General features: G+C 65.3%; 13 protein-coding genes. 4 read left to right on the top strand and 9 right to left on the bottom strand.

The features are described from left to right. Positions 1-86: 86 nt before the first annotated feature. Positions 87-650, top strand: a complete 564-nt coding sequence (gene frr, locus RMO51_RS22315; RefSeq protein ID WP_310398207.1) for a ribosome recycling factor — start codon at positions 87-89, stop codon at positions 648-650. 96 nt (positions 651-746) lie between these two features. On the opposite strand, the gene nadD is transcribed toward frr, so the two are convergent. The 6 genes from nadD to RMO51_RS22285 form a co-directional block, all read right to left on the bottom strand. Then, on the bottom strand, positions 747-1,331 hold the full coding sequence (nadD, locus tag RMO51_RS22310; RefSeq protein ID WP_310398205.1) for a nicotinate (nicotinamide) nucleotide adenylyltransferase: 585 nt from the start codon (positions 1,329-1,331) through the stop codon (positions 747-749). 105 nt (positions 1,332-1,436) lie between these two features. Then, positions 1,437-2,021, bottom strand: a complete 585-nt coding sequence (gmk, locus tag RMO51_RS22305; RefSeq protein WP_310398204.1) for a guanylate kinase — start codon at positions 2,019-2,021, stop codon at positions 1,437-1,439. Positions 2,022-2,050: 29 nt separating this feature from the next. Continuing rightward, positions 2,051-2,350 carry a hypothetical protein gene (locus RMO51_RS22300; RefSeq protein ID WP_310398203.1) on the bottom strand — a complete coding sequence of 100 codons (300 nt, stop codon included), beginning with the start codon at positions 2,348-2,350 and terminating at the stop codon, positions 2,051-2,053. A 72-nt stretch (positions 2,351-2,422) separates the two neighbouring features. Then, a complete protein-coding gene (locus tag RMO51_RS22295) occupies positions 2,423-3,067 on the bottom strand; it encodes a sigma-70 family RNA polymerase sigma factor (protein WP_310398202.1) in 645 nt (214 codons plus the stop codon). A gap of 288 nt (positions 3,068-3,355) precedes the next feature. Beyond that, positions 3,356-4,405: a glycosyltransferase family 9 protein gene (locus RMO51_RS22290; RefSeq protein WP_310398201.1), complete on the bottom strand. Its 1,050-nt coding sequence runs from the start codon at positions 4,403-4,405 to the stop codon at positions 3,356-3,358. Next, on the bottom strand, positions 4,402-5,166 hold the full coding sequence (locus RMO51_RS22285; protein ID WP_310398199.1) for a glycosyltransferase family 2 protein: 765 nt from the start codon (positions 5,164-5,166) through the stop codon (positions 4,402-4,404). Before RMO51_RS22285 ends, RMO51_RS22290 begins: the two co-directional genes overlap by 4 nt. A gap of 146 nt (positions 5,167-5,312) precedes the next feature. Here RMO51_RS22285 and RMO51_RS22280 point away from each other — a divergent pair, with 146 nt between their 5' ends. From RMO51_RS22280 to RMO51_RS22270, 3 genes are all read left to right on the top strand, one after another. Beyond that, on the top strand, positions 5,313-6,515 hold the full coding sequence (locus tag RMO51_RS22280; protein WP_310398198.1) for a hypothetical protein: 1,203 nt from the start codon (positions 5,313-5,315) through the stop codon (positions 6,513-6,515). 123 nt (positions 6,516-6,638) lie between these two features. Continuing rightward, positions 6,639-6,869, top strand: coding sequence for a hypothetical protein (locus RMO51_RS22275; RefSeq protein WP_310398197.1), 231 nt, complete (start codon positions 6,639-6,641; stop codon positions 6,867-6,869). A gap of 117 nt (positions 6,870-6,986) precedes the next feature. Continuing rightward, complete coding sequence (locus tag RMO51_RS22270) at positions 6,987-7,520, top strand: GNAT family N-acetyltransferase (protein WP_310398196.1); 534 nt, start codon at positions 6,987-6,989, stop codon at positions 7,518-7,520. Here the strand turns inward: RMO51_RS22270 and RMO51_RS22265 are convergent. The 3 genes from RMO51_RS22265 to RMO51_RS22255 all read right to left on the bottom strand — a co-directional run bounded on the left by RMO51_RS22265 (position 7,460) and on the right by RMO51_RS22255 (position 12,115). Next, the gene (locus RMO51_RS22265) at positions 7,460-8,707 is read right to left on the bottom strand and encodes a sterol desaturase family protein (RefSeq protein WP_310398195.1); all 1,248 of its coding nucleotides are present in this window, start codon (positions 8,705-8,707) and stop codon (positions 7,460-7,462) included. The two genes, RMO51_RS22270 and RMO51_RS22265, sit on opposite strands and share 61 nt — an antisense overlap. A 66-nt stretch (positions 8,708-8,773) precedes the next feature. After that, the gene (locus RMO51_RS22260; RefSeq protein ID WP_310398194.1) at positions 8,774-10,915 is read right to left on the bottom strand and encodes a matrixin family metalloprotease; all 2,142 of its coding nucleotides are present in this window, start codon (positions 10,913-10,915) and stop codon (positions 8,774-8,776) included. 216 nt (positions 10,916-11,131) lie between these two features. Further along, entirely contained in the window at positions 11,132-12,115 is a 984-nt protein-coding gene (locus tag RMO51_RS22255) for a glycoside hydrolase family 43 protein (protein WP_310398193.1), read from the bottom strand. Positions 12,116-12,255 lie beyond the last annotated feature (140 nt).

Genomic DNA, 12,255 nt, shown 5'->3' with positions numbered 1-12,255 from the left:
ACTTGCTCGTTGTCGGTTGTTAGTTTGCACTGAAAACGGGGGCCGGTGCTGACAACTGACAACCAACAACTGACAACCAAACGAAGATGGACGAAGAAATTCAGTTTTACCTCGACGACCTTGCCGAATCGATGAGCAAGGCGCTGGCGCACGTGGGCGTGGAAATGAGCCGCATCCGGGCCGGCAAGGCCTCACCGGCCATGCTCGACGGCCTGCGCGTGGACTACTACGGCACGCCCACCCCCATCAGCCAGATTGCGACCGTGACGGCCCCCGACGCCCGCTCGCTGCTCATCAAACCCTGGGAAAAAAACATGGTGAGCGAGGTCGCCAAAGCCATTAAAAGCAGCGACCTGGGGCTGAACCCGGTGTCGGATGCCGACGGCGTGCGCCTCAACATCCCCGCCATGACGGAGGAACGCCGCCGCGAGTTGGTGAAACAGGCCAAGAACGAGTCGGAAGCCGGTAAGGTGCGGGTGCGCGGCATCCGCAAAGACGTGAACGAGGCCCTGCGCAAGCTGCTCAAAGAAGGCGCTTCGGAAGACGCCGTAAAGAGCGCCGAAGAGAAAGTGCAGAAAACCACCGACACCTACATTGCCGAAGTGGAAAAGACGCTCAGCAAGAAAGAATCGGAGATTATGACCATCTGAATGTGCTTCCTGGCGCAGAAAAGCCCGGCGGATTACCGTCGGGCTTTTTTTGTGGGCATTGTTTCCGCACGGAGTTTTGAAGGAGTGAAAAGGGAGTTACGCGGAGTTTTGCTGCTGCTGGCTCAGGAGTTGGGCTTCCACCGCGGCGGGCACCAAGTAGCGAATGCTGCGGCCGGCGCGCAGGCTTTCCCGGATGTAAGTGGCGGAAATGTCAAGCAGGGGCGCGGCCACGACCTTCACACGGGGAAAGGCAGCCACGTCTGGCAGGTCGGCGCCGGGGCGCGGATACGCGTAGATGTCGACCCCGGCCAGCAGGCGGGCGGACTCCTGCCAGCGCGAAAGGCCGGGCAGGTTGTCGGCCCCCATCAGCAGCACAAATTCATGCGTCGGGTGGCGCTGGCGCAGGGCATCGAGCGTGGCGATGGTGTAGCTGGGGCGCGGCAGGCCAAGTTCAATGCCCTCGGCCCGCAGGCGCGGGTTACCGGCAATGGCCAGTTCCACCAGGCGCAGGCGCTCGGCGGCGGACAGCAGGTCGGCAGTGCGTTTGAAGGGACTGAGGGGCGAGACGACAAACCAGACTTCGGCCAGGTCGGTGCGGGTGGCGAAGTGCTCGGCCAGGATGAGGTGGCCGGTGTGCACCGGGTTGAACGAGCCGAACAGGAGTCCGATGCGGCTGGTCATGGTCCTAGTTATTGGTTTCTGACTGCTGGTTTCTGGTTAGCGGCCCTTCCTTTATGGAGCTTCGATAGAGCTTCGGAAACAAGGAGCCAGCAACCAGGAACCCATTCAGACGATGGCCAGCTCGGCGCTGATAAACTGCCGCACCAGCTTTTCGGCGTGGGCCGAGGCCTCGTCGAGGTTGTCGTTGACGACGGTCACGTCGAACCGGTCCTCGAAGGCCAGCTCGAAATTGGCCTTGTACACCCGCGAGGAAATGCTGGATTGCGAGTCGGTGGCCCGCGCCTGCAGGCGCTGCTCCAGGACCTCGATGGACGGCGGGCGGACGAAAACGGCCAGCGCCCGGTCTTTGTAAAACTCTTTGATGCTGAGGCCGCCTTTCACGTCCACGTCGAGGATGGCGTGTTTGCCGCTTTCCCAGATGCGCTCAATCTCCGACTTCAGCGTGCCGTAGAAAGCGCCTTCGTACACTTCTTCCCACTCCACAAATTCGTCGTGCCGAATCTTGTCCTGAAATTCCTGGACGGAGATGAAGTAGTAGTCCTTGCCATTGGCCTCGGTGCGGCCGCGGCGGTCGCGGGTGCAGGCCGAAATGGAAAAGTTGAGCTCCGGCAGCCGTTGCATGAGCCGGTGCACAATGGTGGTTTTGCCCGCCCCCGACGGCGCCGAGAACACAATGATTTTGCCTTGCATTGCGCAAAGCTAGCCAGAAGGGTCCGGTATTAGGCCGTTTCGGCGCTCACCCGGGCCAGTATGGCGTCGTGCAGTTGGGCCGGAATGGACTGGCGCGACACGCGCTGGTTCAGGAAGCCAATGAAAATGTGCTGCTTCTTGAGGTCGTCGAAGCAGGGCGAGCAGTCGGTGGCGTGGTCGTAGAGGTAGTCCTCGTCCTCCGCCGTCACGGGCTGACCTTCGATGAGTTGGTCGAGTACAGTGTTCACGCGTTCGCAGTCGGGACCGTTGTCGGGAGACATGGCAACGGGGGCCGACGTGTTGGTTTGTGTAGTAGCGGATTGGTCCATAAGTGAAAATACAGGAATGGGGAGAGGAACAGCAGGGCGCCGCACCGCCGTAGCGGATGCTTGCTGGGAGGGTTAATTATTATCGGGCGCGGTTAGTTCCGCGTCGTTGTCTATTCCATCATTGCCATACCCCATTGACTGCGCATATTTCTCCAATTTATCCTTGAGAAAGTTACGTGCCCGGTGCAACCTTGACCGCACCGTACCAATCGGGATATCAAGCACTTTGGCCATTTCCTCGTACGTAAATCCCTCCAGGTCGCAAAGAATGATGACGGTGCGAAAATCCACTGGCAAAGAATTTAGCGCGCTGGCCACTTCGTCGCCAATCAAGTCGCGGGCCGACTGCTGGCGCATGTCGGACGACGAAGCCCCGATTTCCCCCTCGGCCTCCACGTCATCGGGGTTGTAGTAGCCCTCAATCTCGCTGTAGTCAACCTTGGCGGGCTGCTTGCTTTTTTTGCGAAAATCGTTGATAAACGAATTTTTCAGGATGCGGAAAAGCCACGCTTTGGCGTTGGTGCCGGGTTCGAAATACTCAAAAAAGCGGTAGGCTTTGAGGTAGGTTTCCTGCACCAGGTCGTTGGCGTCGTCCTCGTCGAGGGTGAGGCGATAGGCAAAGTTGTAGAGCGGGTCGAGCACGGGCATGAGCTCGGCCTGGAAGCGCCGGTCTTTTTCCTCTTTGCTCAGTTTGACCCGTTCGGGGGAATCGCTCATACAGGTGGGCGGGGGGAATAGCAGGCCGAAGCCTGCAACTAATGAAGAATTGGGACAAATTTAGCGAAACCTACTACTCGGCGGCGGCGGGCCTTCGGGTTGCTCAGCCCCAACGGCATCGGCCAGATGTAGGAACCGTCGAAGCCGCAGCCGGTTGCCCGGGGTGAGCAATAGCCCACTGGCCGCGCTCGGCAAGCATGGCCGGTTCTGATGTACGGATTGCACTGCCGGGTAGGTTGCGCCGCTGGCTGGCCGTCAACCGGACAGCAGGAGTCGTTGTTTGGGCCGTTACGGGCGCTGGGCGTTCAAAGGTAGCGGCAGCCAGGCCAGCACCTGCGCCGCTACGGCCAGCGGCGCGATGGCGCGAATGCAGGTGCAGGCCGCCGGGCGGGCGCGGCAGTCTTCGCAGCCGGGCCTGTCGAATACCATGAATTCGGCCAGCGGCCCCAGGGGCGCCCAGCGGCCGGGGTGCATGGGCCGGATGGGCGGGTACAGGCCCAGCGCGTGGCGGCCCAGGGCCGCGGCCAGGTGCAGCGGGCCGGTACTGCCGGCCACGAGCCCATCGGCAGCGGCGAGGAAGGCCAGAAGCTGCGCCAAGCTGAGCCGGCCGGTGAGGTTGGCGGCGAGAAAGGGCGCGTGCTGCACCAGCCAACCGGCCAGCTCCTCCCCCTCGGCGGCCGTACCGGTGACGAACACGCGGTGGCCGGCCTGGTGCAGTAGCCGGGCCAATTGACCGTAGCGGTCGAGGCCCCACTCGCGGGCGCTGCCCCGGCTGCGGGGGTGCAGGACGACGTTGAGCTGATGGGGCTGGCGGGCGGCTAGCTGCTGCTGCAAGTCGGGCGCCAAGGGCTCCACTGAGGTCAGTCGAACCAGTTCGGCAACCGCGGGCAGGGCGGGCGTTTGGGCGTAACCCAGCGGCCGGAGCAACTGCAGGTTCAGCTGGGCTTCGTGCAGGGGCGAGTGGCGGCGGCTGAGGGCGACCAAGCGGTTGCAGGTGAGCCAGTGCTGCCAGCGGTTGCGGGTGCCAATGCGAACGGGAATCCGGGCCTTTTGGGCCAGGCGGGCCAGGGCTTTGTGGGGGAAAACGTGGACGATGGCCGCGGCCGCGTAACGCCGCAACGCAGCCACTTGCTCCGTCTCGGGCTGCCCGAGCAGCTCGTCCAGGTTCAGGAAATCATCAACCCACAGGCAGGCCGCCGCCACCGGCGCGGTGTAGGTGCGGCCAATGAGCACCACCCGGCAGCCGGGAAATAACTGCTTCAGCTGTCCGCACACCGGCAGGGTCAGCACCACGTCGCCGATGGCATCGGTGCGGGAAACGAGGAACGTCGGGCTCATGCTTCGGCGCGCTCGGTGCGGGTTTTGAGCTTTGCAAATTTCAGGAACACGCCCCAGGCCGAGATGCCGGCGATGCACAACCCGGCAAACCCATCGAGCAGACCCAGCCGAAAGAAGTAGCCGTGCACAAACTTCCACAGTGGCTTGAGCAGCAGGTGAAACAGACCAACGCGGGTTTTGCCGCGCAGGGCCAGCTCCTGGGCCGTGAGGCTGGTGAACTTGTTGAGCTGGCTGACGTGCTGGGCAATGGAATGGTACGAGTAGTGCAGGGCGTCGCCGGCGAGCTGGCCGGTGGTCTGGCCGGCGTCTGCCTCGTAGCGCTCGTGCAGGAGCAAGCCGGTCCAGCGGCCCCGGCGGCGGTCGTAGAGGCGCAGCTTGCAGTCGGGGTACCAGCCGCCGTGGCGCACCCAGTGGCCGCAGTAGTTGGTGAGGCGGGCCAGCGAATAAGCGGCGTGCTGCCAGTCCCGCTTGACCGCGCGGATGGACGCGCGCAGCTCCTCGGTCAGTACTTCGTCGGCGTCGAGCTGCAGGACGTGGTCGAATTTGGCCTGAGCGGTGGCGTAGTTCTTCTGCGCCACGTAGCCGGCGAAGGCGTGCTGAACGACGCGGGCGCCGTGCTGCCGGCAGATTTCCACGGTGGCGTCGGTGGAAAAAGAATCGACGACGAGGACGTCGTCGGCCACGTCGCCCAGGGCCTGGAGGCAGCGGGCAATGTTGGCCGCTTCGTTGAAGGCGATGATGACGACGGAAAGTTGGACCACGCGGAAAAAGCTGGCGGAAACACCAGCGGCGGGGCAAAGGTACGCGGGCCGCTAAGCGCCCGGGCCGGCTGCGAATTGAAAAGTCCCAAACCACCTTACTACTTTAGTATATAGATGTTGTTTCACCCCAGCGCTTTTTCTCTACGATGGAGTCACTTTCGCGGGCCCTCCCGGACCGGGAATACCGCATGGCCAAAGGTTACCGCACGCTCATCTACCTGCTGGCCCCGCCGCTGGCCCTGTGCTCGCTGGCCCTGCCTTTTCTGATGGCGGAAAACAAGGACTCGACGGGGAGCGCCGTCGCCGGTTTTTCGGCGTTGGGGCTGGGCCTGGCCGGCGTCATGGTTTGCGCGGTGCTTGGTGCGGCCCGGGGGCGTTTCATCATTTACCAGCAGCACATTTGCCAAGTGGGGATTTTCGGAACCAAGGTTCTGGCCCTGGACGCCATCAGCGGCTTCCGGGTTGGCTACAACCTTCTCCGCATTTGTCCGAAAGGCGTCGGACTACCCACCCTTGCAATCAGCCCAACCATCGAGCGGAAGGCGGAAATTGTGAGCTGGCTGACCGCGCACTACCCCAACCTCGACCGGGCAGACACCCGGCGGGCCAGGGCCGACTTGCGCTCCTGGGAGCAGCAAAACCTAGGCCGCACCCCGGCGGAGCGGGTCAAAAATCAGGAGCGCGCCGAAACAATAGCTTTCGGGCTGAACGTGGCCAGCATTGCGACTGGGGCCTGGATTTTATTTGCGCCGCGCCCGTACCAATGGGCCATTGGGGCGGGCCTGCTGCTGCCGGCATTGGCCATGGCCGCCCTGTGGCGGCTGCCCAACGCGCTGCGCGTGGACGTCACCCGGGACAGTGATTACTCGTCGATGCTCTACGCCTTTGTGCTGCCCTGCATGGCGCTGTTTTTTCGGACTGATGCGGATTACAAGATAGTCAGCCACGCCCCGCTGTGGCCCCTGGCGGGCGCGGCAGCAGCGGGCGTGGCCCTGTTGCTGGCCGTTGGCAGCCGCCGCTTTTTGCTTCATCGCGGCTCGGTGCTCCGCGTGGGAGGCACCATTGCGCTGCTGGCCTCGCTCTACGGCTACGTGGCCAGCTTCACCGTCAACGCCGTGTACGACGAAGGCCCCGCCACCACCTTCACGCCGCAGGTGCTGGGCAAGCATTTTATTCCGGGCAGGAGGGCCAAGTACTACCTCGAAGTCGGTCCTTGGGGGCCAATTACTTCGGCCAATGAGCTGAGGGTGAGCCGCACGTACTACGAGCAAGTGCAACAAGGCCAGCCGGTCACCATTGCCCTGGGACCTGGGCGCTTGGGGGTGCCGTGGTTCACGGTGGTCGAATGAGCTACCGAAAAGGCGCTGCCTGTTCCAACAGAAATGCCCCCTTCACCGTAGGGAAACCCCTGATTTGCCGCGCCGCGAGCCGTCCACCGTGCGTAACTTGCGCCCGCATTCGTTTTCCCCTACATGAAAAAAACGCTTTTCTCCGGCCTGCTGGCCGCTGCTTTGCTCTCGCTCATCCTGCCCTCGTGCGGTCCTTCGGCCACGGAGGGCGACGACGACATCCCCACCGCCGCGCTGCCGCCCCTGCCCGCCGCCCCCGACACCACCAAGGGTGCCAAGCAACCCTCCCAATACCGCGAGCTGAATTCGGTGAATGCCACCGAGGACATCAAAAAGATGCAGCCGCAGATGTGATAAGACAATGGGCAGTAAGTGATGAGCAGTGAGCAATGCCCGGTGAGGCGTTTTTCATTGCTCGTTTTTATTATTACCGCTGCTGTTTGGTCCGACCTTATTAGTGCTCCCTGCTCCTTGCAAACTGCTCCTTGTAACATCCGCCGCGGCGTGGAAGCCGACCTGCCGCAGGTCCTGGCCCTCATCCGGGAGCTGGCCGCCTACGAGCGGGCCCCGGAGGCCGTGACCAACACGCTGGCCACCATGCAGCGCGACGGCTTCGGGCCCGCGCCCATCTTCGGCTTTTTCGTGCTGGAAAACGACGCGGCCGACATCATCGGCTTGGCCTTGTTCTACACCGCGTATTCGACCTGGAAGGGCCGGATGCTGTACCTGGAAGACCTGGTGGTGACCGAGGCCGCGCGGCGCGGCGGCCTGGGCCGGCTGCTGTTCGACGCCGTGGTGGCCGAAGCCCGGGCCACCGGCGCCGTGCGCCTCAAATGGCAGGTGCTGAACTGGAACGAGCCGGCTATTGCCTTCTACAAAAAGCTGGGCGCGGCTATCGAAGACGAGTGGCTCAACGGCAACCTCGACGAAGCCAAACTGGCCGCCTACGCCGTGGCCCCGGCCGCCGCATCGGTCGCCGTTGCGCCCACCGGCCGCAGCTTGTAGAGCCACGCGGCGGAGGCCAGCACCGCCACGCCGCCCGCCCCAGCAGCTCCCGGCAGCCACGCCGTTCCCCACAGCAGCGCCACCAGCAGCGCCAGCGAGCCCAGCAGGCGCGGCACTTCGAGCTGCCAGGCCCAGGCCCGGTTTTCGAGCAAGCCGCCGCCGGCCACCACCCCCGCCGCAATCCAGAGGGCCAGCAGGTAGCGCGTGGCGGGCTCCATGTTTTTTTGGGTGAACACAAACAGCGCGGCCACGCCCACCAGCACCACGTACTGGGCCAGCACGTAGCCGGGCACGCCGCGGGCCGGCGCGACGTGGTACTTCTGGTGGGTGGTTTCGTCCACGGCCGGAATGGCCAGGGGGCCGCCCTGCTCGGCGGGCCGCCAGCCGGGCCGGCCAAAGATGACCCGGAGGCGGTTGGCCAGGCCGGGCGTGCCCTGCACCTGCCGCCACAGGGCCGGGTAGTGGCTCACGTTGGCCCAAATCGGGTTCCAGGACTGGAGCGGCACGGTGATGCCGTACACCGGCCGCTCGGTTTCGGGCTCGAAAGTGCCGAAGAGCCGGTCCCACACGATGAGGGCGCCGGCGTAGTTCTTGTCGATGTAGCGGGGGTTACGGCCGTGGTGCACGCGGTGGTGCGAGGGCGTGTTCAGCACCCATTCCAGCGGGCCCAGCTTGCCGATAAACTCGGTGTGAATCCAGAACTGGTAGAGCGTAGCCAGGGCCGAGACGTACACGAAAAAGACGGGCTCAAACCCGATGACGGCCAGCGGCAGGTACACGAAAAAAGTGAACAGGCTTTGCAGTGAGCTTTGGCGCAGGGCCACGCTCAGGTTGTAGTCCTCGCTCTGGTGGTGCACCACGTGGCCGCCCCAGAACAGGTTAATCTGATGGCTGAGGCGATGGGCCCAGTAGTAGCCCAGGTCGGCCAGGATGAAGAGCAGAATGCCCGCCGTCCAGCTTTGCCGGATGTCCAGGATGGCGAATTCCTGGTACACGAACGTGTAGGCCCCCACCCCCACGATGCGCATGAACACGCCCGCCACCTGCGACGTCATCCCGCAGCTGATGTTGGTCAGGGCGTCGGCCAGGCGGTAGCGCTTGGTTTGCTGCCAGCGCTCGGCCAGCAGCTCCACCCCGATGAGGACGAAGTAGATGGGAATGCTGAGGACAATGGGGCTGAGGGACATCGGTTTTTAGTTGTCCGTTGTTAGTTGTCCGTTGTCAGTGAGTTTGAAAGCTGACAACGGACAACTTTAAATCCGTACGAATTTACGGCTGCCGGTGCTGCCTTGCTCGTCCTCCCAGTGCAGCACGTAGAGGCCCGGCACCAGGCCCGCCACGTCCAGGGGTAGCACGTTGAGGCCAGCCGACGCGGCGAGGGCGGTGACGCGCACTTTCCGGCCCAGCGCGTCGTAGAAGCGGAAGACGACCGTGCCCGCGGCCGCGGCCGGGTACTGCACCTGGAGCTGGCTGCCGACCACGGGATTCGGAAAGATGCCGACGCTGGCCGTGGCGCCTTCCGTGTTCAGCAGCGTGGGCGCCGCGTTGTCGAGCGAGCCATCGGGCCGCGTTAGGCGCAGGCGGTAGTAGAGCAGGCCACCGGGCGGCTGCGCGTCGGTGAACTGGTACTGGCCGGCGGGGGGGCGGGCAGTCACAGTGCCCAGCGGCTCCCAGGCCGTGGTGTCAATGCCGCGGCTGCGCTCCACCACAAAGCGGCTCAGGAAGCACTCGTCGCGCGTGGCCCAGGCCAGGGCGACGCCGGTGGCGGGCGCGTACTGGGCCGTGAAGCCGGTGAGCGGCGCCGGCAGCAGGGCCGGGCCGCTGCAGCCCAGGTTCTGGAAGCTGCGCCCGCGCAGCACCTGCCGGCCCCCGGCCACGTCGCTGGTTGGGTTGAGGGTGCGGGTGTTCTGGCCGCGCGCGATGGCGTAGTGCATCACGGCGCCGGGCAGGTTGAGGTGGCTGAGCTGCTGGGCGTGGCCCAGCTCGTGCACCACCACCGTTTCAAAGTCAATCTGATTGAGGGCGCCCACGGCCGGGCCGGGACCCAGCTGAAAGTTGGCCGCGTCGTCGAACTGCAGGTCAATCTCCTTCACCCAGAATATCACCTCGCCGCCGGGCGCGAAGCAGCCGCGGTAGTAGCTGGTGGTGCGGCCCAGCACCCGCTCGGGCAGCTCGGAGCCCGCGTCGAAGGCCACCACGTTCTGGTCGTCGTCGGCGATGGCGTTGGTGGGGCTGGCCGGGCCCACTTCCCAGTTCATGCCCGTCTGGCAGCGCCAGGTGGCCAGCGCCCGCTGCCAGGCGGCGAGCGCGGCGGCCCGGGCGGTGAAATTGGGGCCGAAGCGGAAGGTGACGCCGCCGGTGGCGTTCAGGGCAATGTGGTTGGGGCGCTGGAGTAAGTCCCCGGTGGTGCTTTCCACGTTGGTCAGGGCGTAGACGATGGTGAGGGTGCCGGTGCTTTCCACGGCCGTCTGGTCGGCCGCAACGACGCGCACGGTGCCCGAGCCGGCCGGGCGGCCGTTGCTCGCAGGCTGCCCGCCGTTGGCCGCCGAGGGCACCCGCACCTGAATGCGGGTATTGGTCCAGGCGAGGTAGTCGGCGTCGCGGGCCCGCACGCGGGTGGCCCCGCCGTCGTCGGCGTTTTTAAACTCGACAAACCCGCTGCCCCGGCTGTTGCCAAAGCCGTCGCCGGTGATGGTGAGCACCGCCCCGGTGCCGGCCGTCAGGCTGAGCGGCGCCAGGCCGGCGATGGTGGCCAGGGTGGTTCGCCGGGCCGGTCGGCCAGCCGCAATCAGGGCCGGATTGGCTTGCAACACCCGACGCGGCTGCCCGGTGAGGGCAGTTATTTTTTGGTAGAACCCTTTGTCGAGCGCCGCATAGGTTTGAAATGGTTCGGCGGCGGTGCCTTCGGCGGGGTCGAATTCGATGAAGCCCTGCTCGCTGCCGAAGGGCGTGTAGGCATGGCCGGCGGCGGTGGGCAGGCCGGACCAAGCGGCGGGCGCGGGCGTCAGGAAGAAAATGCCCTGCTGGCCGGCCGTCAGGCGCAGCGTGTTGGTGAGGGTTTGCTGGTCGAGGCCCAGCCGGCCGCCTTCGGTGACGAGCACGAGGCCGGTGGTGTCGGCCACCTGGCCTTTCAGCAGCGAAAACACCCGCAGCCGGTGCCGGGTGAACAGCCGGCCGTGGCCCGCGTCCCAAAAGCCCTGCGCGTCGAGCACCTGCGCCTCCACCACCAGGGCCGACTGCTGCGCGCGCCGGGCCGGCTCGATGGGCAGCATCAGGCAGTGCGTTGCGGGCGCGGAAATCTGGGCGCGTACCAAGCCGGTTCCGGCCAGCCCCAAGCCCAAAACCAGTGCCGCCCGACGGCAAGCACGGCGGAGAAACGACAACGTAGACGACATAGGCAAGAGCGAATACTAAGCGAATACTAACGGCTGCCCAAGATACGGGGAATGGCCCGCTGGCGGCTTTGCAGGCCGTGTTAAGTATTATCAGGTATAGCGGTTCGGCCCGGCGCCACAACAGCCACCGGAGTTTCCCAGGCGGTATTCGCAGGGGCGGGGTGGCCCCCGCCCGTCGTTCGGCAATGGCCAGCCCGTGGAGGGCCCGCTGCCTGGCTAGGACTCCTGCCCCACCGGCGCGGGCTGGGGCTGCCACGACGGCCCGCCGCCCGCCACCACGGGCCAGCCGTCGGCGTAGTCCAGCCGGTCGAGCAACAGGACGCGGCGCGAGTAGCCCTCCGAGTCGTCGATGGCGTCGAACGTGGGCTGGCGCGGGTCGATGGCGTGGTAGGCCAGCCAGTCCTGGCCGGCGGCGTCGGTCACCACGCAATTGTGGCCGGGGGCGCCCCAGTGGGCGTTGGCAGCGAGCAGGGCGGCGCGGGGGTTGGCAGTGGCGGCGGCGTAGGTCTCGAACGGGCCGGTGGCGTGGCGGGCGCGGGCCACCAGCACGGCGTAGTGCGCCTGGGCCCCGCAGCAGTTGTCGCCCGAAAAAAACAGGTAGTACCAGCCGGCGCGGTGGTGCACCCAGGCCGCTTCGACGAGGCGATGGTAGTCATCGGGGTCATCGGAAGGGCTGGGCTGGATGAGGGCCCGCGCCGGGCGGTCGGGCCGGAAGCTCAGCCGGTCGTCGGCCAGCTCACGCACCCAGATGGGCCCGAAGCCCGAGCCCCAGTACAGCAGCCGCTGGCCAGTGGCGGGGTCGTCGAAGGCCATGGGGTCGATGCAGGTGAAGCCGGGGCCGGGGAGCAGCGGCCGGCCGCTGTCCACGAAGGGCCCGGCCGGGGCGTCGGCCACGGCCACGGCCAGGCTGAGGTCGGCGGCGCCATCGGGCCGGGCGGAGTAGTACAGAAAATAGCGTCCGCCGTACGCGCTCACATGCGGCGCCCAGATTTTCTGGCTCTCGCGGGCCCAGGCAGGCTTTTGGGGCAGGCCCTCGCCGAGGTATTCCCAGTTGGTCAGGTCCCGGGACCGCGCCACCTGCAGGTTGATAATAACGCCCGCCCGCTTGGTCTGAGTACCGTAGGCGTAATACCAGCCGTCGGCCGCCTGGATGATGGTGGGGTCGGGGAAATTGTCGTCGATGACGGGGTTGGTATACATGAGCAGTTGGCAGTTTGCAATTAGCAGTGAGCAGTGAGCAGTGAGCAACAGGAACGTCATGCAGAGCGGAGCGAAGCATCTCGCGTGGGGTAGTAATTCAATCGTTCAACGATGCGGGCGAGATGCTTCGCTCCGCTCTG

The organism is Hymenobacter sp., assembly GCF_031398885.1.
GTDB lineage: Bacteria > Bacteroidota > Bacteroidia > Cytophagales > Hymenobacteraceae > Hymenobacter.
Note: the sequence above shows the minus strand (reverse complement) of the source record. Positions and strands in the feature narration are given on the sequence as shown.

Bases quoted from the DNA above. Each gene is read 5' to 3' on its own strand.
- frr (WP_310398207.1), top strand. From the start codon at position 87: ATGGACGAAGAAATTCAGTTTTACCTCGACGACCTTGCCGAATCGATG.
- nadD (WP_310398205.1), bottom strand. From the start codon at position 1,331: ATGACCAGCCGCATCGGACTCCTGTTCGGCTCGTTCAACCCGGTGCAC.
- gmk (WP_310398204.1), bottom strand. From the start codon at position 2,021: ATGCAAGGCAAAATCATTGTGTTCTCGGCGCCGTCGGGGGCGGGCAAA.
- RMO51_RS22300 (WP_310398203.1), bottom strand. From the start codon at position 2,350: ATGGACCAATCCGCTACTACACAAACCAACACGTCGGCCCCCGTTGCC.
- RMO51_RS22295 (WP_310398202.1), bottom strand. From the start codon at position 3,067: ATGAGCGATTCCCCCGAACGGGTCAAACTGAGCAAAGAGGAAAAAGAC.
- RMO51_RS22290 (WP_310398201.1), bottom strand. From the start codon at position 4,405: ATGAGCCCGACGTTCCTCGTTTCCCGCACCGATGCCATCGGCGACGTG.
- RMO51_RS22280 (WP_310398198.1), top strand. From the start codon at position 5,313: ATGGAGTCACTTTCGCGGGCCCTCCCGGACCGGGAATACCGCATGGCC.
- RMO51_RS22275 (WP_310398197.1), top strand. From the start codon at position 6,639: ATGAAAAAAACGCTTTTCTCCGGCCTGCTGGCCGCTGCTTTGCTCTCG.
- RMO51_RS22265 (WP_310398195.1), bottom strand. From the start codon at position 8,707: ATGTCCCTCAGCCCCATTGTCCTCAGCATTCCCATCTACTTCGTCCTC.
- RMO51_RS22260 (WP_310398194.1), bottom strand. From the start codon at position 10,915: ATGTCGTCTACGTTGTCGTTTCTCCGCCGTGCTTGCCGTCGGGCGGCA.
- RMO51_RS22255 (WP_310398193.1), bottom strand. From the start codon at position 12,115: ATGTATACCAACCCCGTCATCGACGACAATTTCCCCGACCCCACCATC.